Annotated in this window: 21 protein-coding genes; 13 read left to right on the forward strand and 8 right to left on the reverse strand. The window is 69.8% G+C overall.

Features of this window, described 5'->3' with window-relative positions; genetic code table 11:
- Positions 1-899 (forward strand): APA family fibronectin-binding glycoprotein (locus AU194_RS12070; protein ID WP_059089588.1); only part of this gene is annotated, 899 nt, incomplete at its 5' end.
- A 34-nt stretch (positions 900-933) separates the two neighbouring features.
- Here AU194_RS12070 and AU194_RS12075 read toward each other — a convergent pair.
- Together AU194_RS12075 and AU194_RS12080 are read right to left on the reverse strand one after the other, a co-directional pair.
- On the reverse strand, positions 934-1191 hold the full coding sequence (locus tag AU194_RS12075; RefSeq protein WP_059089492.1) for a hypothetical protein: 258 nt from the start codon (positions 1189-1191) through the stop codon (positions 934-936).
- 358 nt (positions 1192-1549) lie between these two features.
- On the reverse strand, positions 1550-1951 hold the full coding sequence (locus tag AU194_RS12080; RefSeq protein WP_059089493.1) for a hypothetical protein: 402 nt from the start codon (positions 1949-1951) through the stop codon (positions 1550-1552).
- Between the two features lie 97 nt (positions 1952-2048).
- On the opposite strand from AU194_RS12080, the gene AU194_RS12085 reads away from it, so the two are divergent.
- Entirely contained in the window at positions 2049-2696 is a 648-nt protein-coding gene (locus tag AU194_RS12085) for a CGNR zinc finger domain-containing protein (RefSeq protein ID WP_059089494.1), read from the forward strand.
- Here the strand turns inward: AU194_RS12085 and AU194_RS12090 are convergent.
- Together AU194_RS12090 and AU194_RS12095 are read right to left on the reverse strand one after the other, a co-directional pair.
- Positions 2640-3377 (reverse strand): CPBP family intramembrane glutamic endopeptidase, encoded by a 738-nt coding sequence (locus tag AU194_RS12090; RefSeq protein ID WP_059089495.1) that lies wholly within the window; start codon positions 3375-3377, stop codon positions 2640-2642. The two genes, AU194_RS12085 and AU194_RS12090, sit on opposite strands and share 57 nt — an antisense overlap.
- A gap of 44 nt (positions 3378-3421) precedes the next feature.
- Positions 3422-5842 (reverse strand): phosphoketolase, encoded by a 2421-nt coding sequence (locus tag AU194_RS12095; protein ID WP_059089496.1) that lies wholly within the window; start codon positions 5840-5842, stop codon positions 3422-3424.
- Positions 5843-6043: 201 nt separating this feature from the next.
- On the opposite strand from AU194_RS12095, the gene AU194_RS12100 reads away from it, so the two are divergent.
- On the forward strand, positions 6044-7522 hold the full coding sequence (locus AU194_RS12100; protein WP_059089497.1) for an acetyl-CoA acetyltransferase: 1479 nt from the start codon (positions 6044-6046) through the stop codon (positions 7520-7522).
- Here the strand turns inward: AU194_RS12100 and AU194_RS12105 are convergent.
- Positions 7515-8282 (reverse strand): GolD/DthD family dehydrogenase, encoded by a 768-nt coding sequence (locus AU194_RS12105; RefSeq protein ID WP_059089498.1) that lies wholly within the window; start codon positions 8280-8282, stop codon positions 7515-7517. The two genes, AU194_RS12100 and AU194_RS12105, sit on opposite strands and share 8 nt — an antisense overlap.
- 25 nt (positions 8283-8307) lie before the next feature.
- Positions 8308-9228, reverse strand: coding sequence for a sugar-binding transcriptional regulator (locus tag AU194_RS12110; RefSeq protein WP_059089499.1), 921 nt, complete (start codon positions 9226-9228; stop codon positions 8308-8310).
- Between the two features lie 155 nt (positions 9229-9383).
- On the opposite strand from AU194_RS12110, the gene AU194_RS12115 reads away from it, so the two are divergent.
- Genes AU194_RS12115 through xypA form a run of 10 tightly spaced genes read left to right on the forward strand, consistent with a single transcriptional unit; the run spans position 9384 to position 19734 of the window.
- Positions 9384-10022 (forward strand): SIS domain-containing protein, encoded by a 639-nt coding sequence (locus tag AU194_RS12115; RefSeq protein ID WP_059089500.1) that lies wholly within the window; start codon positions 9384-9386, stop codon positions 10020-10022.
- Positions 10019-11515, forward strand: a complete 1497-nt coding sequence (locus tag AU194_RS12120) for an FGGY family carbohydrate kinase (RefSeq protein WP_059089501.1) — start codon at positions 10019-10021, stop codon at positions 11513-11515. Before AU194_RS12115 ends, AU194_RS12120 begins: the two co-directional genes overlap by 4 nt.
- Positions 11512-12159: a ribulose phosphate epimerase gene (locus AU194_RS12125; protein ID WP_059089502.1), complete on the forward strand. Its 648-nt coding sequence runs from the start codon at positions 11512-11514 to the stop codon at positions 12157-12159. The genes AU194_RS12120 and AU194_RS12125 overlap by 4 nt, the downstream gene beginning before the upstream one ends.
- A gap of 1 nt (position 12160) precedes the next feature.
- Complete coding sequence (locus AU194_RS12130; RefSeq protein ID WP_059089503.1) at positions 12161-13189, forward strand: NAD(P)-dependent alcohol dehydrogenase; 1029 nt, start codon at positions 12161-12163, stop codon at positions 13187-13189.
- Complete coding sequence (locus AU194_RS12135) at positions 13186-13953, forward strand: SDR family NAD(P)-dependent oxidoreductase (protein WP_059089504.1); 768 nt, start codon at positions 13186-13188, stop codon at positions 13951-13953. Before AU194_RS12130 ends, AU194_RS12135 begins: the two co-directional genes overlap by 4 nt.
- Entirely contained in the window at positions 13947-14987 is a 1041-nt protein-coding gene (locus tag AU194_RS12140) for a zinc-binding dehydrogenase (protein ID WP_059089505.1), read from the forward strand. The genes AU194_RS12135 and AU194_RS12140 overlap by 7 nt, the downstream gene beginning before the upstream one ends.
- Entirely contained in the window at positions 14984-16519 is a 1536-nt protein-coding gene (locus AU194_RS12145) for a sugar ABC transporter ATP-binding protein (RefSeq protein ID WP_059089506.1), read from the forward strand. The genes AU194_RS12140 and AU194_RS12145 overlap by 4 nt, the downstream gene beginning before the upstream one ends.
- A complete protein-coding gene (locus AU194_RS12150; RefSeq protein ID WP_059089507.1) occupies positions 16516-17550 on the forward strand; it encodes an ABC transporter permease in 1035 nt (344 codons plus the stop codon). Before AU194_RS12145 ends, AU194_RS12150 begins: the two co-directional genes overlap by 4 nt.
- Before the next feature lie 54 nt (positions 17551-17604).
- Positions 17605-18654 carry a substrate-binding domain-containing protein gene (locus AU194_RS12155; RefSeq protein ID WP_059089508.1) on the forward strand — a complete coding sequence of 350 codons (1050 nt, stop codon included), beginning with the start codon at positions 17605-17607 and terminating at the stop codon, positions 18652-18654.
- A 30-nt stretch (positions 18655-18684) separates the two neighbouring features.
- Entirely contained in the window at positions 18685-19734 is a 1050-nt protein-coding gene (gene xypA, locus AU194_RS12160) for a sugar ABC transporter xylitol/L-sorbitol-binding protein XypA (RefSeq protein WP_059089509.1), read from the forward strand.
- 115 nt (positions 19735-19849) lie between these two features.
- Here xypA and AU194_RS12165 read toward each other — a convergent pair whose 3' ends face one another.
- Positions 19850-22981, reverse strand: coding sequence for a helicase HerA domain-containing protein (locus AU194_RS12165; RefSeq protein WP_059089589.1), 3132 nt, complete (start codon positions 22979-22981; stop codon positions 19850-19852).
- A complete protein-coding gene (locus AU194_RS12170) occupies positions 22981-23604 on the reverse strand; it encodes a hypothetical protein (protein WP_059089510.1) in 624 nt (207 codons plus the stop codon). The genes AU194_RS12165 and AU194_RS12170 overlap by 1 nt, the downstream gene beginning before the upstream one ends.
- Positions 23605-23625 lie beyond the last annotated feature (21 nt).

The following is a 23625-nucleotide window of genomic DNA, read 5'->3' on the forward strand; positions in this document are numbered from 1 at the left end:
CCCGACCGACACACGCGTGCCCGCGTCCCCCCGCCCCCCCCCGCCGACCGGCGCCCCCGCCCGCACCGGCCCCGGCCGATCCCAATGCGGCCCCGCCTGCACCACCGGCACCGGCTCCCGGGCCCGCTCCGGCCGATCCCAATGCGGCGCCGCCGGCTCCGGCTGATCCGAACGCGGCCCCGCCCGCCGATCCGAACGCCGCTCCGCCGGCGCCTGCCCCCGATCCGGGGCGCGTGGACAACGCCGCGGGTGGCTTCAGCTACGTCGTCCCCGCGGGTTGGAAGGTCTCCGACGCGACCAACCTGTCCTACGGTCAGGCGCTGCTGACCCGGATTCCGCCGGAGGGTGTCACCGACCCGCCGAACGACACCAGCGTGCTGCTGGGCCGGCTGGACCTGAAGCTGTTCGCCGGGGCCGAGACCGACAACGCCAAGGCCGCCAACCGGCTGGCGTCGGACATGGGCGAGTTCTTCATGCCCTTCCCGGGGACCCGCATCAACCAGTCGACGACCCAGCTCAACGCCGACGGCATGCCGGGTACCGCGTCCTACTACGAGGTGAAGTTCACCGACACCAACAAACCGACCGGACAGATCTGGGCGGGTGTGGTGGGCAACCCCGTCGCACCGGGCACCCCGCGCGGTCAGCGGACGCCTGAGCGCTGGTTCGTGGTGTGGCTGGGTTCGGCCAACAACCCGGTCGACCGGGATGCGGCGACGGCACTGGCCAACTCGATCCGGCCGTGGTCGCCCCCGCCGCCTCCGCCGCCCCCGGCACCGGGTGATCCGAACGCGGCGCCGCCGCCCCCCGACCCGAACGCGCCGCCGGCCCGTCCGGGTGTCGGGGTGGCCGTCCCGGTCGCGCCCGAGAACGCCCCCGGGATGCTCCCGCCGGGCTGACGTCGACGATCGACCGATCCCGTGCGTCGGGCCGTCAGGGCCCGACGTACGGGATCTGTCCGTTGAGGTTGTTCACGTTGAGGATGTAGCAGTTCGTGCCGCCGAATCCCATGGCACCGGCGGTCACGCAGCGCTCGAACGCGCCGTCTCCGCCGATCGGACCGTCGCACGTCGTGCCGCCACCCCAGGGTGTCCAGCCGCCCTGACAACCCGCCACGGCCGGTGCCGCGGTGCCCACTGCGATACCGCCGGCCAGCAGCGCGCCGGCCGCCAGTGCGGTGAGTGCCTTCATGTCATACCCCTTCCTCCCACGCGTGGCCGACGGGCGGCGACGCGAACCGATCACATTGCTGAAGCAAACTTTGCTGCAGCGTAAGAGTGAACAGAGTTTCCAGTGGGGTTTGTGTGACTGAAGTGGCGCTGTTCGGGCCGTGAACGGCCGCAAATCCTCGGGCCCGCCACCCGCCGCACCGGCTGTCCGGCGCTTCGTCTCTGCCTGTCAGGGCAGTATTTGCGCTATTCACCTTCACCCCCGCCGTCGGCCTCATGCGGTCGCGACACCGAACCGGGTGACTGCCTGAGGCTGCCGAACTTCCTCAGGGTAGCGCTGAGATGACGTTCGCGAAAGTTTGCTCAGAGCGAACGGTCGGTCACAGTGCGGCGGACACCGCGCCGAGCCGTCCGACGAGGTCGCCGCGGCCGTACCGGTAGAGCGGTCCGGTGCCGTCGGCGAGGATGCGGTGCAACCGGGCGACGCCGCGTGCACTGACGGGTGCGGGTGCGCGCAGCCGGGCCACCACGTCGCCGATCGCGGTCCGTGCAGCGTCGACATTGGCGCGATGGATGGGGGACCGCAGGGCGATCAGGCCCGTCCGGTCGCCGGAGTCGCGGACCGCGTCGCAGAGCGTTCGCGCCAGCGCCTCGCGGTGGCGCCGGCTCGTCAGCTGTGTCGCGCGCGCCGCGAGCGCCGTCCCCGGGTGGGTGGGCGCCCCGACCGCCAATGCGGCGTCGAGTCGAGACGCTCGGACCATGGCCAGGCACTTCGTCATCATGGGACTCACTCCGTTGTGTCGTGACTAGTGAAAACGTTATACCGGTCATGGTGACTGGTCAAGACGTTTAGCCGGTCACGCGAGTAGGGTGGATGCCATGACTAGGGAGCCCGGGCAGTGGACGGCCGACAATGAGGTGCGGCCGGCGCCCGCACCGCTGGATCGGGTTCAGTCGCTGGTCAACACCGTCGACATGGAGATCGGGCAGGACCGCCTGGCGCGGCTCGAGGATGCGCGGCCGTGGCTGGTCGGGCAGGGCCTTCTCGACGCAGGGGCCGACGCCGCGCTGACCGAGGGCGAGCTGGGTCGCATCCGGGAGGTGCGTGAGGCGTTTCGCGCGCTGCTCGTCCACAACGCCGGCGGCCCGCCGGCCGCTCCGGACCAGGTGGCGGTCCTCGCCGAGGTCGCCGCGGCGGGTGAGTTGCGCGCCGCGATCGGCGGCGACGGGGTGGTCGCGATGAGGGCGGTCGGCACGGCACCGATGGAACGGCTGGCCGAACTGCTCGTGGTGGTGCGGGACGCACAGCGCGACGGGACCTGGGAGCGGCTCAAGGCGTGCGGGAACGTGGACTGCCGGTGGGCGTTCTACGACCGGTCCCGCAACCGCGGCGGTGCGTGGTGCGATATGGCGGCCTGTGGAAACCGACTCAAGAATCGTGACTTCCGGGCCCGCAATCGCGCGGCCGGATCAGACCGACAGGTGCCAGACCAGGGCGGCCGCCAGCGCGCCCATCCCGTTGAGTGACCAGTGCAGCGCGATCGGCGCCAGCAGGCTGCCGCTGCGCTTGCGCAGCCAGGTGAACACGAAACCGGCGATGCCCGTGGCCACCACCGCGAGCACCACCCCGGCCACTGTGCCCAGCACCCCGCCGCCGAACAACCGGGTGAAGCCGACGTTACTGCTGGTCAAGCCCAGCGAGGTGGCGATGTGCCACAGCCCGAACAGTAGGGACCCCGCCGCCGCGACCCCGCGGAACCCCCACGCCCGTTCCAGCGCACCGTGCAGCACGCCGCGGAACGCCAACTCCTCGGGGATCACGGTCTGCAGCGGGATCACGACCATCGAGGCGATCAGTGCGCCCGAGATCGTCGCGTAGTTGTTGTTCATGAACATCGGACGCGTCCATGGCAGCAGCGCGCCGATGGCGATCACCGACAGCACCACACCGACGGCCGCCAGCGCGTACCCGGCCCCGGTGCGCCAGTGCGCGCGGCCCAACCCGAGTTCGGTCCAGCCCAGTCCGCGCCTGCGGATCAGGATCAACAGGCCGATGGCCGCCGCGGGCACCGTCGCGATACTCGCCCAGGGGGTGGTGAAGTGGGCGACGAGATTGGTGATCACCAGCACCGCGACGACGACGGCGATGTCGACGTACACCCGCATCCGCGGCGCGCTCGTCGGGGAAGGGGCGGTAACGGCAGTCATCCGGACCGATGGTACCGGCGTATCTCCTGCCATCACGCGGTCGCTCATTCGTTGTCGCCGGTGTCCTGCGCCATCGACTGCGTACCGTCGGGCCGGTAGCCGCTGTCCCAGCTCCACCCCGAGATAGCCGGATCGTCCTCCCCGTGCTCACGGGTGTAGGCGCGGGCGGCCATCCTGGCGTCGGCCATCTCCTGACGCAGGCCGGCGGCGGTGCTGCCCAGGCCCGCGACCCGGTCGATGACGTCCATGACGAGGTGGAACCGGTCGAGGTCGTTGAGCATGACCATGTCGAACGGGGTCGTGGTGGTGCCGCGCTCCTTGAAACCCCGCACGTGCAGTTGGGCGTGGTTGGCGTGCCGGTAGGCCAGCCGGTGGATCAGCCACGGATAACCGTGGTAGGCGAAGATCACCGGCTTGTCGGTGGTGAAGATCGAGTCGAACTCCCGGTCCGACAGCCCGTGCGGGTGCTCGGAGTCGGGCTGCAGCCGCATGATGTCGACGACGTTGACCACCCGCACCTTGAGGTCGGGGAGCCTGCGGCGCAGGATGTCCGCGGCGGCCACGGTCTCGAGGGTGGGGATGTCGCCTGCACAGGCCAGCACGACGTCGGGTTCTCCGGTGGTGTTGCTCGCCCACTCCCAGATGCCGAGGCCGCGGGTGCAGTGTGCGATCGCTTCGTCCATCGACAGGTAGGTCAGCGCCGGCTGCTTACCCGCCACGATGACGTTGACGTACTGGCGGCTGCGCAGGCAGTGGTCGGCGACCGACAGCAGCGTGTTCGCGTCCGGCGGCAGGTACACCCGCACCACCTCGGCACGCTTGTTGGCGACGTGGTCGATGAAGCCGGGGTCCTGATGGGACGCGCCGTTGTGGTCCTGGCGCCAGACGTGGGACGTCAGTAGGTAGTTCAGCGACGCGATCGGCCGCCGCCACGACAGGTGGGAGCTGCTCGACAGCCATTTGGCGTGCTGGTTGAGCATCGAGTCGACGATGTGCACGAACGCCTCGTAGCAGTTGAACAGCCCGTGCCTGCCGGTGAGCAGGTAACCCTCGAGCCAGCCCTGACAGAGATGCTCGGAGAGCACCTCCATCACCCGGCCCGCCGGTGCGAGGTGTTCGTCGTCCGGGCTGACCTCGGCCATCCACGCCTTGTCGCTGGCCTCGAACACCGGTGACAGCCGGTTGGACGCGGTCTCGTCGGGACCCATGATCCGGAACCGGTCCTGGTTGCGGACGATCACGTCGCGCAGGAAGGTCCCGAGCACCTTGGTGGCCTCGGCGCTCTCGGACCCCGGTTCGTCGACCGGCACCGCGTAGTCGCGGAAATCGGGCAGGTCGAGGTCGCGCAGGAGCACACCCCCGTTGGCGTGCGGGTTGTCGCTCATCCGGCGGTGGCCCTCGGGCGCAAGCGCCTTGAGTTCGGGGATGAGCCTGCCGTCGTCGTCGAACAGTTCCTCGGGGCGGTAGCTGCGCAACCATTCTTCGAGTTGGGCCATGTGTTCGGCGTTGGTGCGGGTCTCCGACAGCGGCACCTGGTGCGAGCGCCAGGTGCCCTCCACCTTCTTGCCGTCCACCTCGCGCGGACCGGTCCAGCCCTTGGGGGTGCGCAGCACGATCATCGGCCACAGCGGCCTACCGGACTCACCGTCGAGGCGGGCCGCGCGCTGGATGGCGGCGATCTGGTCGAAGCACTCGTCGAGTGCGGCGGCCATCTGCTGGTGCACGTTCGCCGGATCGTCACCGGCGACGGTGATCGGCCGGTAGCCGTAGCCGTGGAACAGCGACTCCAGCTCGTCCTGTGGAATCCGCGCCAGTACAGTGGGATTGGCGATCTTGTAGCTGTTCAGGTGCAGGATCGGCAGCACCGCACCGTCGGTCACCGGGTCGAGGAACTTGTTGGAGTGCCAGCTGGCGGCCAGCGGTCCGGTCTCGGCCTCGCCGTCGCCGATCACGCAGGCCACCACGAGATCCGGATTGTCGAAGGCCGCGCCGTAGGCGTGCACCAGCGCGTAGCCCAGCTCACCGCCCTCGTGGATCGAACCCGGTGTCTCCGACGCGACGTGGCTCGGGATGCCGCCCGGAAACGAGAACTGGCGGAACAACTTTCGCAGCCCGTCCACGTCCTCGCCGATCCCGGTGTACACCTCGCTGTAGGTGCCCTCGAGGTAGGCGTTGGCCACGAGGCCGGGGCCGCCGTGGCCGGGGCCGGTGATGTAGATGACGTCGGCGTCGCGGTCGCGGATGATCCGGTTGAGGTGCGCGTAGACGAGGTTGAGGCCCGGTGTGGTGCCCCAGTGTCCGAGCAGTCGCGGTTTGACGTGTTCGGGGTTCAGCTTTTCCCGCAGCAGCGGATTGTCGAGCAGGTAGATCTGCCCGACGGACAGATAGTTGGCGGCGCGCCAGTAGGCGTCGAGGAGCCGCAGTTCCTCATCGGACAGTGTGGGGGCAAACGTGGTTTCACTCATCGGTGTCCCGTCGGTTGGACTGCTCGTGTTCAAGCGATTCTCATCGGCGCATTCTGGTCGAACATCGTGAACAGCGCGTGAGTTCTCCGTACCCGGTTGGGTGTCGCTTTATGTGCCTACTCGGTGCCCGCGTCCCGAGCCCCCCGGCCGGTCAGGCACACTGGATGTTTGACACCTGTCAATTCGCGTAGAGGAGCTTTGATGGCGTCACCCGCACACACCCCCGTGCTCGTCGGCTACGGACAGGTCAACCAGCACGAGGAGCGGCCCGAGGTCGAACCCGTCGATTTGATGGAGGCGGCGGCGCGGGAAGCCGCCGACGCGCGGGTGCTCGAGGCGGTCGACGCGGTGCGGGTGGTCAACCTGCTGTCCTGGCGCTACCGCGACCCTGGCCTGCTGCTCGCCCAGCGCATCGGTGCGTCGAAGGCGACGACCCGCTACACCGGCATCGGCGGCAATGTGCCACAGAGCCTGGTCAACCAGGCGTGCCTGGACATCCAGTCCGGCAGGCACGGGGTGGTGCTGATCGCCGGAGCCGAGACCTGGCGCACTCGGACCCGGTTGCGGGCGCGAGGCGCGCGGCCCGGCTGGACCCGACAGGACGAATCCGTGCCCATGGCCGAGGGCGGCGACGAGAACGTGCCGATGGCCGGTGACGCCGAGAACCGCATCGACCTCGACCGGCCGTCGTACGTCTACCCGATGTTCGAACAGGCGGTGCGGATCGCCGCGGGGGAGACGCCCGACGAGCACCGCCGCCGCATCGGCGAGCTGTGGGCGCAGTTCTCGGCGGTCGCCGCCGACAATCCGCACGCCTGGCGGCGCGACGCGCTCGCCGCCGACGCGATCTGGCAACCCAGTGAGCAGAACCGGATGATCAGCTGGCCCTATCCGAAGCTGATGAACTCCAACAACATGGTCGACCAGGGTGCGGTGCTGATCCTCACTTCGGTCGAGAATGCCCGCAAGCTGCAGATCCCCTCGGACCGCTGGGTCTTCCCGTACGCGGGCACCGACTCCCATGACACCTACGCGATCGGCGAGCGGGCAGAGTTCCACCGCTCACCGGCCATCCGGATCGCCGGGCAGCGTGCGCTGGAGCTGGCGGGCACCGCGATCGAGGACGTCGACCTGATCGACGTGTACTCGTGCTTCCCCTCGGCGGTGCAGGTGGCGGCCACCGAATTGGGTCTGCCCGTCGGCGATCCGAACCGTCCGCTCACCGTCACGGGCGGGCTGACGTTCGCCGGCGGCCCGTGGAACAACTACGTCTCGCACTCGATCGCCACGATGGCCGAGCGATTGGCCGCCGCCCCGGGGAAGCGTGGCCTGATCACCGCGAACGGCGGCTACCTCACCAAGCACAGCTTCGGGGTGTACGGCACCGAACCGCCCGAGCGCGAATTTCGTTGGCAGGACGTGCAATCGGAGGTCGACCAAGAGCCCACCCGCACGCTGGACGTGCAGTGGTCCGGCGTCGGGACGGTCGAGTCGTGGACCACGCCGTACAACCGCGACGGGGTGCCGGAGAAGGCGTTCCTCGCGGTGCGCACCCCGGACGACCACCGCACGCTCGCGGTGATCGTCGACCCCGACGACGCCGCGGCCTCGGTGGCGGACGACATCGCCGGGGCGAAGGTGACGGTGCACGAGGACGGCACCGCCCGCCTGGCTATTTGATCGTGTAGCCGCCGTCGACCACCAGGTCGGCGCCTGTCACCATCGCCGCCGCGTCGGACGCGAGATACACTGCTGCAGCGGCGATCTCGGCCGGGTAGGCGAACCGGCCGACCGGGATCAGCTTCTTGAGGGCGTCGCCTTTGGGGTTGTCCCAGGCCTTGATGCCGAGGTCGGTGAGCACCACGGTGGGGGAGATCGAGTTCACCCGTACTCCCCTGCCACCCCACTCGGCGGCGAGGACCTTGGTGAGCCCCACGACGCCGAACTTCGAGGCGCAGTACGCGACGTGCTCGTCGATCGCGACGGTCGCGGCTTGGGACGCCATGTTGATGATGGCGCCGCGGCCTGCGGCGAGCATGTGCCTGCCCACGGCCTGGCTCATCTGGAACGTGCCGGTCAGGTTGATCGCGATCGTGTCGTCCCAGAACTTCTGCGACAGCTCCTCGGCCGGGGCCAGGCGGGCGATGCCTGCGCTGTTGACCAGGATGTCGATGCGCCCGAACGCCTCGGCCACCGCGTCGACGGTGGCGGTGACGGATGCGGAATCGCTGACGTCGCAAACGAATCCGCGGCTCTCGGTGGGCAGCGAATCCGCGGTCTGCTGGGCGCCTGCCTCGTTGAGGTCGGCGACGGCCAGGCGCGCGCCCTTGGCGGCGAACGCCGAGGCGATCGCCGCGCCGATGCCGGAGGCCCCGCCGGTGACCAGTGCGACCTTTCCGGACAGAGCGAAGTCGAGGTCGACAGTCGGTTCGGCGGTCATGGAAATCCTTCCGGTAGAGCGGTTTTCAGTTCAGGACGGCGGCGGCCACGTCGATGTCGGTGACCAGTGCCGAGACCAGCCCGGAGCGCAGCACCGCACGGGTCGCGGCGATCTTCTCGGGGCCGGTGGCGAGCGCGATCCGCGTCGGGATCGCCCGCAGGGTGGCCTCGGCGATGCCCATGCGGCGTTCGTCGAGGCCGGGGACGCGGTTGCCGTCCTCGTCGAGAAGCAGTGCGCAGGTCTCTCCGCACACGCCCGCCGCGTCGAGCGTCTCGGTCTCGTCATCGGCCAGTGACAGGTACACCTGGGACGCGCCGGGACGCCAGGCGCCGACGGAGATGATGGCACAGCTGACATCGCGGTGGCGGGCCACGGTCTCCTGCAATTGCTGGTTGCCGCTGAGGCTTTCGGCGGTGCGGGCGTCGGGTACCACCAGCGGGACGTACATCGGCCAGGACCGGCCGCCGCTGATCTCGCTGATCCGGCGGACCAGGTCGGCGCCGTTGGAGGTGATCGCACCCGCCATGCCGGTGAGTTGGACGACGTCGCATTCCGGCAGCGCGGTGAGGTAGGCCGCGATGTGGGTGAGCGTGCGACCGCAGTCGACACCGACCACGTCACCGGGCCGCAGGATCGACTGCATCAACTCCGCGGTCGCCTTCGCGACCGCCTCGACGCGGTCGGCGGTGTTGGCGGTGTCGCAGGTGACGGCGTAGGCGTGTTCGAGGCCGAAGCGCCGTTGCAGTTCGGTGGACAGTTCGACGTTGACGGCGCCGGGGTCGTGGATCTTGATCTCCACCATCCCGGATTCCACGGCCTCGTCGAGCATGCGCGCGACCTTGAACCGCGACAGCCCCAGCTCCTCGGCGATCTGGATCCGGGTGCGTCCCTCGAGGTAGTAGCGGCGCGCGATCACAGCCCGCTGGAACAGCTCATCCGGTCCCATGCCGCCGCCTCCCAGTGAATCCCGAGCAGTGCGTGCACATATGTGCAGGCGCGTTGACATATGAGCATAGGGCATAGCATGATCCAGGCCACAACCCCTCAGATGAGTAGCTCACCGTTTCAGATGAGCGGATTCCCCTGACTTGGAGGCGGCACATGAGCCCGGAGGACCCCGGCCTGACGACGCTCGCCGGCGAGGTACTCGCCCGCGAAGCCGCCGCAGTCGCCGCGCTCTCCGGCACCGTCGACCAGGGCGTGGTCGCGGTGGCCCGCCGCCTGCTCGAGGTCACCGGGAAGGTGGTCACCACCGGCGCCGGGACGTCGGGCATCATGGCCGAACGCCTCGCCCATCTGCTCTCGGTGTGCGGGACGCCCGCGGTCTACCTGCCCGCCATGGACGCTCTGCACGGCGGGATGGGGGCGGTGACCGCCGACGATCTCGTCCTCGCCATCTCCAAGACCGGCCGCTCCGCCGAACTGACCGGTCTGACCGAACGCCTCGTCGACCGCGGGGTGGAGGTCGTGGCGATCACCGAGGATCCCACCAGTCCGTTCGCGCAGGCCGCGACCCGTGTCGAGGCGCTGCCGCCCACCGCGGGCGACGCCGATCCGGGCGGCATGATCGCGATGGCCAGCACGCTGGCCGTCGGCGCCTGGGGCGATGCGCTCGCGGTGGTGTCGATGGCGCTACGCGGCCACACCCTGCACGACGTCGTGCACAGCCACCCGGCAGGCGGGGTCGGCGCGCGCGGACACCGCCCGGGTGACGCATCGAAGCCGGTGGTGCGGACATGACCCGACCGGCCGTGCTCGGCGTGGACTCGTCGACGCAGTCGTGCAAGGTGGAGCTCCGTGACCTCACCACCGGGGAACTGCTGGGCTCCGGCTCGGCGCCGCACCCGCCCGCGTATCCGCCCTGCAGCGAACAGCATCCGCTCGAATGGGTGTCGGCGTTCGTCGCCGCGACCGGGGCCGCGCTCGCGAGCTGCGCGCAACCGCCGCACGTGCGCGCGATATCCGTTGCCGCGCAGTGCCACGGCCTGGTCCTGCTCGATGCGCACGGGATCCCGCTGCGGGCGGCCAAACTGTGGAACGACACCACCGGCGCCACCGCGTTGCGGGGGCTGGCCGAGCGTGTCGGCGTGCCCGCGTGGATCCGGCGCATCGGCTCCGCGCCGAACGCCGCGTTCACCATCGCCAAACTCGCCTGGGTCGCCGGGCACGAACCCGAGATGCTCGACCGCGCGGCGGCGGTCCTGCTGCCGCACGACTACCTCACCCAGTGGCTGACCGGACACAACGTCACCGACCGGTCCGAGGCGTCGGGTACCGGCTACTTCGACGTCGGCACGGGGGAGTGGATCACCGACTACCTCGAACTGGCGGGCGGGCAACGGGATTGGCGGTCGATGCTGCCGACCGTGCTCGGCCCGTGTGAAGCCGCGGGCACGCTGCGGCCCGCCGCGGCGGAGATGCTCGGCATCGACGGCGACATCAGCGAGATCATCGTCGGCCCCGGCGGCGGCGATCAGCACGCGGCCTACCTGGGCCTCGGGCTACGCGACGGCGACCAGTACATCGGCATCGGCACCTCCGGGGTGGTCGCGACCTCCTCGCGCACGCCGGTGTTCGACCAGAGCGGCATGGTCGACGGGGTTGCGGACCTGACGGGTGGGTACCTGCCCCTGGTGAGCACGCTCAACGCGGCGCGGGTCTCCGACGTCGCGGCCCGCTGGCTCGGCACCGGACTGGCCGGGCTGGCCGACCTCGCACTGGCCGCCGGGGACACCCAAGGCCCCGTACTGGTGCCGTTCCTCGACGGGGAACGCAAACCCGACCGCCCCGACGCGCGCGGCGCGTTCGCCGACCTGACCTCACACACCACCCGCGAGGAACTGGCGCGGGCGTGCGTCGAGGGGCCGCTGCTGTCGCTGATGAGTGCGCGAGACAGCCTGCGCGCCTGCGGGATCGACCTCAGCGGCGCCGCCACCGCCGTCGGCGGCGGCACCCGCTCACCCGCCACCCTGCAGTTGCTCGCCGACCTCCTCGACGACGAGGTCACCGTGCTCGACGCCGACGAGGCCACCGCCCGAGGCGCCTGTGTGCAGGCCGCCGCCGTCGCCACCGGACGCGACGTCGCGGGACTGGTCGACCTCGCCAAACAGTGGCAACCGGCGGTGCGGCACCGCGTCGCGCCGCGGCGCACCGGCCGCGACCTCGCCGCGCTGCGGGCCCGCTGGGCCGAGCTGGCCGCGGCGCCCCTGCTGGACAGCGGGGTCGGGGTATGACCGCCGTGACGGCGCCCGCGCCGTGGCACCGGGAGTACAGCGGCCGGCTCGCCGGTTCGGTGTACGCGGTGGACCCGGCCGCGCGGATCTCGGCGGCGCGGACCCTGCGCGATGCGGGCCTCGGGGTGCACGTCGACGTGATGGCCGAGGGTGAGGGTCTGCCCGCCGGTGTCGGTGCGGCCGAACTCGCGGGCATCGCCGCCGAAACGGGACCGTCGGGATTCGACGTCCACCTCATCGGCTCGGCGGCCTTCGTCGACGCGGCGCTGGCGCGGGTGCTCGCCCACCGCCCGGACAAGGTCTTCCTGCCGTGGGCGGCGTTCACCGCGGAGCGCGCCGACGCCGTCCGCGCTGCGGGTGCGTCGGCGTGGATCGCGCTGTGGGAAGAGTGGGACGGTGCGGGCGCACCGCCGTGGCGCGCGACGCCCGACGGGGTGCTGGTGATGCTCATCGAACCGGGCACCCGCGACCGTTGCGCCGTCGAGCGACTCGACATCGTGCGGGCGCTGGCGACCGATCATTCCGTGATCGTCGACGGTGGGGTCACGAAAGGCATTGCGCCGCTGTGTATTCGAGCAGGCGCCGAAGCGATGGTGGCCGGGCGCGCACTGCTGCCCGCGCCTGTAGACGGAAAGGAAAGCTGACATGACCGCTGTCCAGGACGGCACCATGCGTGCGAGCGTGATGACCGGGGTGGGTGAGTTGCGGATCGAGGAGCGGCCGGTGCCGCAACCGGGCCGGCACGAGGTCCTCGTCGAGGTGGCCGCGGTGGGCGTGTGCGGATCTGACGTGCACTACTACCGCCACGGCCGTATCGGCGACTTCGTCGTCGAGGAGCCGATGATCCTCGGCCACGAACTGTCGGGGCGCATCGCCGCCGTCGGCGAGGACGTGGACCCGGGCCGGGTCGGCCAGCGTGTCGCCGTCGAACCGCAGCACCCCTGCCGTCGGTGCAGGCAGTGCAAGGCCGGCCGCTACAACCTGTGCCCGGAGATGAAGTTCTACGCGACCCCGCCGATCGACGGTGCCTTCTGCCGCTACGTGGTCATCGACGACGACTTCGCCCACGCCGTACCGGATTCCCTGTCCGACGATGCCGCCGCGCTGCTCGAACCGCTGTCGGTGGCGATCACCACGATGCGCAAGGCGGGCATCGTGCCCGGATCGTCGATCCTGATCGCCGGCGCCGGCCCCATCGGGGTCATCTGTGCCCAGGCCGCCCGCGCGTTCGGCGCCGCCCGCATCGTCGTCACCGACCTGGTGGCCTCGCGCCGCGAGAAGGCCCTCAAGTTCGGGGCCACCGAGGTGCTCGACCCGACCGCCGTCGACGTCTCGGCCATCGAACCGGTCGACGCGTTCGTCGACGCCACCGGCGTCCCCGCGGCCGTCGTCAGCGGCATCAAGGCCGTCGGCCCGGCGGGCCGTGTCGTGCTGGTCGGGATGGGCGCCGACGAGTACGCACTGCCGGTCAGCCACATCGCCAACCTCGAGATCACCGTCACCGGGGTGTTCCGCTACACCGACACCTGGCCCGCCGCAATCCATCTCGTGAAGTCCGGGGCGGTGGATCTCGACGCCATGGTCACCGGCCGCTACGACCTGGAACACGTGGGCGACGCCCTCGACAGTGACACCGACCCTGCCAGCCTCAAGTCGATTGTGAACCCCTCATGACGCAGAACAACCCGTTCGATCTCACCGGCCGCACCGCGCTCGTCACCGGCGGCAACCAGGGCCTGGGCAAGGCGTTCGCCTTCGGGCTCGCCCAGGCGGGCGCGCAGGTCGCGATCGCCGGACGCAATGCCGAACGCAACGCCGAAGCCGTGGCCGAGGCCCGCGAGGCCGGTCTCGAACTGCACCCGATCACCGCCGACATCACCCGCCAGGCCGACGTCGACCGGATGACCGCCGAAGCCATCTCTGCGCTCGGCCACCTCGACATCCTGGTCAACAACGCGGGCACCTGCTACCACGCCCCGTCCTGGGACGTCACCGAGGAGCAGTGGGATTCGGTGTTCGACCTCAACGTCAAGGCGCTGTGGGCGTGTTCGCTGGCCGCGGGTGCGCACATGCGCGAACGCGGCAGCGGTTCCATCGTCAACATCGGCTCGATGTCCGGGATGATCGTCAACCGCCCGCAGATGCAGCCCGCGTACAACGCGTCCAAGGCCGCGGTGCACCACCTCACGAAATCCCTTGCCGCCGAATGGGGTCCGCTGGGGATCCGGGTCAACGCGCTGGCGCCGGGCTACTGCAAGACCGAGATGGCGCCCGTCGACAAGCCGGAGTTCAAACAGCACTGGATCGACGACACCCCGATGCTGCGGTACGCGATGCCCGAGGAGATCGCACCGAGCGTGGTGTTCCTCGCCAGCGACGCGGCCTCGTTCATCACCGGTTCGGTGCTCGTCGCCGACGGCGGGTACACCACATGGTGACCAACCGGCAGGTGGTCGTCTCCGCACTCGACGACGTCGTGGTGGAGACGACCGCACCGCGGGATCCGCAGCCGGGGGAGGCGCGCGTGCGCACGTCGCTGGTCGGGATCTGCGGTTCGGACCTGCACGCCGCCTGCGGCAGACACCCGTTCATCGACCTGCCCTACCGTCCCGGACACGAGGCCGTGGGTGTGGTCGACGCCGTCGGCGAGGGTGTGGACCCCGCGCTGATCGGCGCCCGGGTGACCATCGAGCCGAACCTCGCGTGCGGTGCTTGCACCCAGTGCCGCGCCGGGCGCTACAACATCTGCCGGGATCTGCTGGTGTTCGGCTGCCAGACCGCCGGGGCGCTCGCCGACTCGTTCACGATCGCCGCCGACCGCCTCGTCGCACTGCCCGACGAACTCGACGACCGCCACGCGATCCTGATCGAACCGCTGGCCACCCCGGTGCACACCGTGCGCCGCGCGGGCGAACTCGTCGGCGATCTGCGCGACCGCGCTGTCGTGGTGATCGGCGCGGGCCCCATCGGGCTGTTCACGCTGCTGGCCGCCCGGCACGCAGGCGCCCGCGTCGTGGTGGCCGACCTGCTGGAGTCCAAGCGGGCCAGGGCCGAACGGCTCGGTGCCGTCGGCAGTTTCGACCCCACCGCCGACGACGCGGTGGAGACCGCACAGCGCCTGCTCGGCGGTCCGGCCGCGGTCGTCGTCGACTGCGTGTCCCGGGAGAGCACGGTCGCGCTGGCGGTGGACCTGGTCGACAAGGGCGGCGCGGTGATGATCGTCGGTGTCGCCGAGGGCGCCACCCCGGTCCCGCTCGGGCTGATCCAGGACCGCGAACTCGCCCTCGTCGGCAACCTCATGTACGTGCGCGAGGACTTCACCGCCGCGATGGACCTGCTGGCGTCGGGCATCGTCCCCGTCGACGAGATCATCAGTGCCGACTTCGACATCGACCACGCCGCCGACGCGTTCGCCGCGTCGGCCGACGCGGAGAACGTGAAAGTCCTCGTGACTGTTGGGGGTTCGCTGTGAGCCAGGCACTGCTGGAATGCACCGGTATCGAGAAGAGTTTCGGCGGCGTGCCCGTCCTCAAGGGCATCACGCTCAACCTGCAGCCCGGCACCGTGACCGCGCTGGCGGGGGAGAACGGCGCCGGTAAGTCCACGCTGATGAAGATCGTCAGCGGGCAGTACAGCGCGGACCACGGCACCGTGACCGTGCAGGGCGCCCAGCTCACCGGCGGCAACACCCGGGAGGCGGTCAAGCACGGCATCGCGATCGTGCCGCAGGAGCTGGCGTCCATCGAGGACATGACGGTCTACGAGAACCTGTTCGTGGGTCGCGAGATCAAGATGGGCCCGTTCCTCAACCGCCGGGCCATGATCGACGAGGCCCGCGACGCGCTCGGCGTCTTCGGCGTGGACATCCCGCCCACCGCCCGCATGGGCAGCCTGCCCGTCGGCCTGCGCCAGATCGTCGAGATCGTCAAGGCCGCGCGCACCGGGGCGCAGGTGGTGATGCTCGACGAGCCCACCTCGGCGATCTCCGAACGCGAGGTCGAAGGGCTCTACCAGATCGTGCGCCGGCTGCGGGAACACGGCGTGGCGATGGTGTACACGACGCACAAGATGGCCGAGATCCGCGCGATCGCCGACCGTGTCGTGGTGTTGCGCGACGGCGGGCTGATCCTCGACAAGGCGATCGACGACGTCAGCGACGACGACATCGTGACCGCGATGATCGGTCGCGAACTCGAGGCGCTGTTCCCCGACCGGCCCGAGCCCGCCGACGAGACCGTGCTGGAGGTGCGCGATCTGCAGGTCGAGGGTGCCTCGCAACCGGTGTCGTTCACCGTGCGGGCCGGCGAGATCGTCGGGCTGGCCGGGCTGGTCGGCGCGGGCCGCACCGAACTGCTCGAGGCGATCTTCGGCGCCCGTCACACGACGGGGGGTGAGATCGTCGTCAAAGGCAAAGCGGTCAAACGCAATCACCCCGCGGCGGCGATCACCTCGGGGATGGCGATGGTGCCCGAGGACCGCAAACTCTCCGGTGTCGTGCTGTCGATGAACGTGCTCGACAACGGATCGCTGCCCCGGCTGTCGTCGTTCTCGATCGCCGGCTGGCTGCGCGGCAAGGCCCGTACCAAGGCGGTGTCCGACGTGATGTCCTCGGTGCGGCTGCGCAGCCGAGGCCTCAGCCAGGAGGTCGGCACCCTGTCGGGCGGTAACCAGCAGAAGGTGGTGCTGGCCCGCTGGCTGACCGGTGACGTCAACGTGCTGCTGCTCGACGAGCCGACGCGCGGTGTCGACGTGGGGGCGCGCAGCGAGATCTACCGCATCATCACCGAATTCGCCGCGCGCGGGATGGCCGTGCTGATGGCGTCCTCGGACATGCCCGAGGTCGTCGGCCTCTCCCACCGCGCGTTCGTCATGCGCGACGGCGCCCTGGTCGGCGAACTCGACCGCGACGCCCTCGACCATCCCGAGGTGCAGGAGTCGGTGTTCCGGCTCGCCACCGCCCTTGACGCCAAACCCGCCCGCACTCCTGAGGAGGAGAACTCGTGAGCACCGAAGTCAACACCGAAGGCAAGGGGTCGGGAGGCGCCACCACCGTGGCGTCCGCGATCACCGGGGAGCCGGTGCGGCTGTTCTCCAGAGAATGGTTCACCGGCATCACCCTGCGCTACGCGATGGTGATCATCCTGCTGCTGGTGATCGCCTACTTCAGTTACCGCAGTGCGCGGTTCTCGACGCTCGACAACGTCGTCACCATCCTGGTGGCCGCCGCGCCGTTCGCGTTGATCGCCCTCGGTCAGACGCTGGTCATCCTGACCGGCGGCATCGACTTGTCGGTCGGCAGCGTGATCGCGGTGTCCGCGATGGCAGGCGCCGCGACCGCGAAGGCCAACCCCGGTCAGGTCTGGATGACGGTGCTGGTGGCGATGGTGGTCGGCCTCGCGGTCGGCTCCCTGAACGGGATCATGGTGTCGCGGTTGAACGTTCCACCGTTCATCGCCACCCTGGGCACGTTGACGGCGGGCTCGGGTATGGCCTACGTGATCGGCGGCGGCGCCCCGATCAACGGGTTGCCCGCCGAATTCGGGTCGATCGCCAACACCAAGATCCTCGGGCTGCAGATCCCGGTGCTGCTGATGATCCTGGGCATCATCGCGCTGGCGATCATCATGAAACGCACCACCTACGGCATGCGCGTCTACGCCGTCGGCGGTAACCGCAACGCTGCCGAGATCGCCGGTATCAACGCCAAGAACGTGCTGTTCAGCGTGTACGCGTTCTCCGGCCTGCTGGCCGGGCTCTCCGGCGTCATGCTCGCCTCCCGCGTCATCTCGGGCCCGCCCAACCTCGGCCAGGGTTACGAACTCGACGCGATCGCCGCGGTCGTGATCGGCGGGGCCAGCCTGATGGGCGGCCGCGGCACGATCTGGGGCACCGCGCTCGGGCTGCTGATGATCCAGACGCTCAACAACGGCCTCGACATCCTGGTCGTCCCCGCCTACTGGCAGGACGTCATCAAGGGTGTGCTGATCGTGTCCGCCGTCGCCATCGATGTGTGGTCCTCGCGACGCCGAACTTGACGCCGCGCCACGAGTCCAAGGTTCCAAGACAACAACCACGAGAAGAGAAGAAAGATGAAACTGGGGACAAAGACGTTCGCCATCGCTTCGGCGGCCGTGCTGGGGCTCGGGCTGACGGCCTGCGGGGCCGGGGACACCGAGGCCAACAGCGACACCACCCGCATCGGCGTCACGGTGTACGACATGAGCTCGTTCATCACCGCCGGCAAAGAGGGCATGGAGGCGTACGCCAAGGACAACAACATCGAATTGGTGTGGAACTCCGCCAATCTCGACGTGTCCACCCAGGCCAGCCAGGTCGACTCGATGATCAACCAGGGCGTCGATGCGATCATCGTCGTTCCGGTGCAGGCGGATTCGCTCGGCCCGCAGGTCGCCTCGGCCAAGGAGAAGGGCATTCCGCTGGTGCCGGTCAACGCCGCACTGGACAGCCCCGACGTCGCGGCGAGCGTGCAACCCGACGACGTGGCCGCCGGTGAGCAGGAGATGCAGATGATGGCCGACCGCCTCGGCGGGCGCGGCAACATCGTGGTGCTGCAGGGTCCGCTCGGCCAGTCCGGTGAGATCGACCGCACCAAGGGCATCAACAACGTGCTCTCGCGCTACCCGGACATCAAGATCCTCGCGATGGACACCGCGAACTGGAAGCGCGACGAGGCCGTCAACAAGATGAAGAACTGGATCTCCGGATTCGGTCCCCAGATCAACGGTGTGGTCGCCGAGAACGACGACATGGGTCTCGGTGCGCTGCAGGCGCTCAAGGAGTCCGGCCGCAACGACGTTCCGATCGTCGGCATCGACGGCATCGAGGACGGGCTCAACGCCGTCAAGAGCGGTGAGTTCATCGGCACCTCGCTGCAGAACGGGACCGTCGAGCTGTCCGCCGGACTCGCCGTGGCGAACAAGCTCGCCAAGGGCGAAGAGGTGAACACCAAGCCGGTGTACATCATGCCCGCGATCACCAAGGAGAACGTCGACGTCGCCATCGAGCACGTGGTGACCGAACGGCAGCAGTTCCTCGACGGCCTGACCGATCTGACCAACAAGAACCTCGAGACCGGCGACATCGCCTACGAGGGCATCCCGGGCCAGAAGCAGCCGTAGTCCAACACCCCTGAAAAAGAAAGAAGCAGAATGACACTGACAACGAAGTTCGGTGCGATCGCCGCGGCCGGGGTGCTGGGGCTCGGGCTCACCGCCTGCGGGGCCGGTGACACCGAGGCCAACAGCGACACCACCCGCATCGGTGTGACGGTCTACGACATGAGCTCGTTCATCACCGAGGGCAAAGAGGGCATGGACACCTATGCCAAGGCCAAGAACATCGAGCTGGTGTGGAATTCGGCGAACAACGACGTCTCCACCCAGGCCAGCCAGGTCGACTCGCTGATCAACCAGGGTGTCGACGCGATCATCGTCGTTCCGGTGCAGGCGGATTCGCTCGGTCCGCAGGTCGCCTCGGCCAAGGAGAAGGGCATCCCGCTGCTGGCGGTCAACGCCGCGCTGGAGACCCCGGACCTGGCGGGCAACGTGCAGCCCGACGATGTGGCCGCCGGTGAGCAGGAGATGCAGATGATGGCCGACCGCCTCGGCGGCCGCGGCAACATCGTGATCCTGCAGGGCCCGCTGGGCGGTTCGGGTGAGATCAACCGCGGCAAGGGCATCGACAACGTGCTCGCCAAGTACCCGGACATCAAGGTGCTGGCCAAGGACACCGCGAACTGGAAGCGCGACGAGGCCGTCAACAAGATGAAGAACTGGATCTCGAGCTTCGGCCCGCAGATCGACGGTGTCGTCGCCCAGAACGACGACATGGGTCTCGGTGCGCTGCAGGCGCTCAAGGAAGCCGGCCGCACCGGCGTTCCGATCGTCGGCATCGACGGCATCGAGGACGGCCTCAACGCCGTCAAGAGCGGTGAGTTCATCGGCACCTCGCTGCAGAACGGCACCGTGGAACTGTCCGCGGGGCTGGCTGTCGCCGACGCGATCGTCAAGGGCGAGGACGTCAAGACCGACCCGGTCTACGTCATGCCCGCGATCACCAAGGAGAACGTCGACGTCGCGATCCAGCACGTGGTGACCGAACGGCAGCAGTTCCTCGACGGTCTGGTCGAGCTCACCGAGCAGAACCTCAAGACCGGCGACATCGCCTACGAGGGCATCCCGGGCCAGTCGCAGCCCTGACATCGGTTCGAATGAAGGCGGGCCCGGTCGATGACCGGGCTCGCTTTTTCGTCGAACGTGAACTCAGCGCGAAAATCCGGCCGCTTTCTCGCACTGGCTGCACGCTCGGCGTCGGCTAAGCGCTGCCGCGGGCCAGGGCCAGCACTTCCTCGGCGGTCGGCGCGCTGGCGGGGTGGTGCGACAGGCACAGCGGGGTGCGCACCTTGTGGAACGCCATCCCCTCCAGCGCGGCGTAGAACGTCCCGGACTGCAGCCTGCTGATGTCGGGGATCAGTCCGCCCTTCACGCGGGCCATCTCCTGGGCCACCGCGATCTGCGTCGACGAGTTGAGCAGACCGTAGAACTGGGTGGCCGCGTTCCCGGGGATGCGGTTGTCCAGGCCCCTGGGCGCCTGGGTGGCGAACACCAGTCCCAGCCCGTACTTGCGGGCCTGCGACGACAACGCGACCGTGCTGTGCGTGCACGCGGTGGTGCCGACGGACGGGACGAAGTTCTGCGCCTCGTCCATCACCAGCAGCCCGCCCAGCGGGCGGTCGCCCGCGGGGTTGCGTTTGATCCACGCGAACAGCGCCATCTGCAACTGGTTGACGAACCCCTCGCGCTGGGCGCCCTCGGTCAACCCGATCATGCTGATCACCGACACCCGGGCGCGCCGCCCCGGCGACGGGGTCAGCAGCACACCGGGGTCGAAGGCGGCGCCCTCGCCGCCGAACAGCGGGTCGTTGACCACCGAGGCGTGCAGGTTCTGCGCCAGTTCAGCGGCGATGTCGCGGGCGCCCGCCAGCCCGCTCACCCCGTCGGGCAGGTCGGCGAGCAGCCCGATGAACCCGCGCAGCGAGGTCTCAGAGCGGCGACCGTAGTGGCGCAACGCTTCTCGCAGTACGGCGCGGGCGCGGTTGGCCTTGGCGGTCTTGCCGGTGATCAACGCGCGGGGTTCGAGGGCGGCGACGGCCGATTCGACCGCGTCGGCGAACTCGTCGTGATCGTCGACCACTCCGGCGAAGTCGGGCAGCGGCTGGAACGACAGCGGACGGCCACCCGACCGGCGCGGTGTCCAGATCACGACCTCGGTGTTGGCCAGGTACTCCTCGGCGCGCGGGGTGTCGGCCGGATTCCACTCGGGCGGATACTGCGGCCACCGGGTGCCCAGCCGCGCCATGTCGTTGTTGGGATCGAGCACGATCGACGACACCCCGCGCAGCGCGCACTCCTCGATGAGCCGACGGAGCAGCACGGTCTTGCCCGAACCGGAGCCCGCGAACACCACGGTGTGTTTGCGCAATGCGGCCAGATCGACCGAAAGCGGTGCGCCGTCGCTGAAGTCGAGGCCGATCGGCACCGCGGCCGGCGACCCGCCGACCGGGGGATACCCCGGCCGCGGCGCCACCTCCGGTTCGGCCACCGGTTCGGACGCGGGCTCGGGCACCGGTTCGGGTGCCTCCCCGGCGATGTCGCCGAGCGCGGTCCGCAGCAGGGTGATTCCGTGCGCGGGTCTGCGGGTGACCAGCCAGGCCGCCAGGCCGGGTGCGTCCTCCTCGATGAGGTCGCGCAGCGCGCTCATGGTGCGGATGTCGTCGTCGGACATCGGCAGCGTGCGGCCGCCGGCCTCCTCGAACGCCGCGACCAGCGCCGCGGTCTTGGCGCCGCTGGGCCAGGATGTGTTGCGCAACAAGCACAGTCGTCGCCTGTCCGGGTCGGTGCCCAGACCGGTGTTCTGCACGGCGTTCCTGATGCGGGTCTGCGCGGCGATCGCATTGCCGGTCGCGATCGCACGGAACGCCCAGTGCCGCTCGTCGTCGAGGGCGGCGTCCACGCTCTGGCGCAGCCGGGCGTGCAGCACGACCCGCTTACCCGGCGGCGGGTCGAGCCGGAAGAGCTGACCGCCGTCACCGAGTTCGGTGATCCACGCGTCCAGCGCCGCCGACAGCAGGCTCGGCACCGTGGTGTCCTCACCGTCGGGGTCGGTGGCCGCGGCCGGCACCGCCCGCCGCCGGTACTCGTTGAACCGGCGGTCGAGATTGCTTGTGTCGGTGGGGATCTGGACTTGGTGCTGGTCGTGGCCGTCATCGAGTTCACCGGTCAGGTGCGTAAGTTCGACGACGGTGTCGAGGTCCAGGCAGTGCCGCACGTGGGCGTCGGCCCGCTTGAGCAGTTCGCGCGGAGTGAACTGCGGTGCCTCGTCGAACGCCGACGGCAGGACCGGCCAACTCGGATAGGGCGGGACGAATCCGGTGGTGTGGTAACTCGCGGTGAACCGGCGCTCGAGGATGGCCCGGCCGATGTCCGCGGTCGGCAACGCCTCCAGCGGCCGAGTGGTGCGGAACCGGTCCTGCACCGTGGCGGTGGCCCGGTCCCGGATCGCCTCCCACGCGACCGGCAGGCAGGCCACCACACTCGCGGTGCGCCGCATGGTCTGGCGGATCGACATCAGCCCGTGCGCGACCTGTTCGAGGTCGCGGTTGTCCACTGCCTCGCCGCCGCCGGTGCTGCGCACCGACTGCGCCAGCAGCGTGTCGATCTGGTCGATGGCCAACACCGCCGGCCCGGCGAGCGCGATCAGCCGGGAGATCTCACGCACCGACTCCTGCGGAGTGCTGGTGGGGGCAGGCAGTCCCCAGCGGTCGCGCTCCTCGTCGGAGTCGTCGTTACCGTCGAGGAAGGCCTGCCCGATGTCCTGCAGCTCCAGATCCGCGGAACCGAGCAGGACCAGCGCGCGCAGCGTGTGGCGGGTCTCGCGCACGGTCGCACGGTGCACCTTGTGCAGGGCGTTGACGAACTCGGTGAGCACCTCCGGGGTGAGGTCGTCGTCGCCCGCCACGGCTCGGCGGGCCGCGCGCCCGATGTGGGCGATCGAGGACAGTTCCCACAGCACGTCCTGGAGCTGTGTCTCGCGCTGCCCGCCCGGGCGGCCGAGGCTCTCCAGGATGCCGCCGCGTGCGGACTCCCAGAAGCCGGCGGCGTCGAGCAGTTCGACGAGGAAGAAGTACCCGCCGCGCTCCTGCACCCGCTCGCGGACCTGACCGAGCAGATGGGTCTTCCCGGAGCCCGCCTGTCCCCGGATCACCACGCCCAGCGGGGTGGACGCGGGGTCACGTTCGGCGTCCCCGAACGCGGCCAGCACGTCGTCGAGGGCATGTTCGTGCAGACCGTTGACGTGGACGCCGCCCTGGGAATGCCACAGGTCGTCGGCGGTCGGTGCCCACGCCAGGCGCAGACCGGCCAGGGCCTCGCGTTCGCGCGGATCCATCACCGCTCGATCGCGATCAGGTGCTTGGGCTGGTTGCCGATCCGGATCGCGGCGTCCCGGTCGGCCCCGGTGAGGGTCTTCTGGTTCTCCTCGGGGATCAGGCTCACTCCCGGCGTCTGGTAGAGGCGGGTCAGCGCGCCGTCGAGGTCGTCGCGGCCCACGTCGGCGAGTTCGGCCCGCAGCCGGGTCAGCGACACCCACGCGCCGGCGCTGGGCGCCAGCCGCTCGTAGGTCTGCCGGACCCGGTCGTCGACGCCGCCACCGCTCGGTGCCTCCGGGGGCAGGAACACGTCGGCGGGCCGCAGGTCGGCGGTCTCGAAGTAGCGCCCGAGCGCGCGCAGCACCGTGTAGAGCGCGCGGCCTTGCCCGGTGGAGCGCGGCGGCTGCTCGGCGCCGAACATGGTGCGGCACAGGGCCCAGCCGTCGTCGGTGAGTTCGTGCACGAGTGGGCGGCCCGCGGTCGTGTCGACGAGCCGGAGGCGGTTGAGCCGTTCGCGGCTGGACTTGTCGAGTTTGGGGCCGAGCCGCTCCAGCTCGGGGTTGGGCACCGGTCGCGCTTCGGACATCAGGACGAGCAGCACCGCTTGTTCGGTTCCGCTCAACTCGTCGACCGCAACGGTCACGGGTGTCCTCCTGTCTGTCGT

The sequence above is a fragment of the Mycobacterium sp. GA-2829 genome (assembly GCF_001499965.1).
Lineage (GTDB): Bacteria > Actinomycetota > Actinomycetes > Mycobacteriales > Mycobacteriaceae > Mycobacterium.

Bases quoted from the DNA above. Each gene is read 5' to 3' on its own strand.
- AU194_RS12110 (WP_059089499.1), bottom strand. From the start codon at position 9,228: ATGGGACCGGATGAGCTGTTCCAGCGGGCTGTGATCGCGCGCCGCTAC.
- AU194_RS12140 (WP_059089505.1), top strand. From the start codon at position 13,947: ATGGTGACCAACCGGCAGGTGGTCGTCTCCGCACTCGACGACGTCGTG.
- AU194_RS12090 (WP_059089495.1), bottom strand. From the start codon at position 3,377: ATGACTGCCGTTACCGCCCCTTCCCCGACGAGCGCGCCGCGGATGCGG.
- AU194_RS12120 (WP_059089501.1), top strand. From the start codon at position 10,019: ATGACCCGACCGGCCGTGCTCGGCGTGGACTCGTCGACGCAGTCGTGC.
- AU194_RS12115 (WP_059089500.1), top strand. From the start codon at position 9,384: ATGAGCCCGGAGGACCCCGGCCTGACGACGCTCGCCGGCGAGGTACTC.
- AU194_RS12125 (WP_059089502.1), top strand. From the start codon at position 11,512: ATGACCGCCGTGACGGCGCCCGCGCCGTGGCACCGGGAGTACAGCGGC.
- AU194_RS12085 (WP_059089494.1), top strand. From the start codon at position 2,049: ATGACTAGGGAGCCCGGGCAGTGGACGGCCGACAATGAGGTGCGGCCG.
- AU194_RS12155 (WP_059089508.1), top strand. From the start codon at position 17,605: ATGAAACTGGGGACAAAGACGTTCGCCATCGCTTCGGCGGCCGTGCTG.
- AU194_RS12100 (WP_059089497.1), top strand. From the start codon at position 6,044: ATGGCGTCACCCGCACACACCCCCGTGCTCGTCGGCTACGGACAGGTC.
- xypA (WP_059089509.1), top strand. From the start codon at position 18,685: ATGACACTGACAACGAAGTTCGGTGCGATCGCCGCGGCCGGGGTGCTG.
- AU194_RS12135 (WP_059089504.1), top strand. From the start codon at position 13,186: ATGACGCAGAACAACCCGTTCGATCTCACCGGCCGCACCGCGCTCGTC.
- AU194_RS12080 (WP_059089493.1), bottom strand. From the start codon at position 1,951: ATGATGACGAAGTGCCTGGCCATGGTCCGAGCGTCTCGACTCGACGCC.
- AU194_RS12130 (WP_059089503.1), top strand. From the start codon at position 12,161: ATGACCGCTGTCCAGGACGGCACCATGCGTGCGAGCGTGATGACCGGG.
- AU194_RS12105 (WP_059089498.1), bottom strand. From the start codon at position 8,282: ATGACCGCCGAACCGACTGTCGACCTCGACTTCGCTCTGTCCGGAAAG.
- AU194_RS12165 (WP_059089589.1), bottom strand. From the start codon at position 22,981: ATGGATCCGCGCGAACGCGAGGCCCTGGCCGGTCTGCGCCTGGCGTGG.
- AU194_RS12095 (WP_059089496.1), bottom strand. From the start codon at position 5,842: ATGAGTGAAACCACGTTTGCCCCCACACTGTCCGATGAGGAACTGCGG.
- AU194_RS12075 (WP_059089492.1), bottom strand. From the start codon at position 1,191: ATGAAGGCACTCACCGCACTGGCGGCCGGCGCGCTGCTGGCCGGCGGT.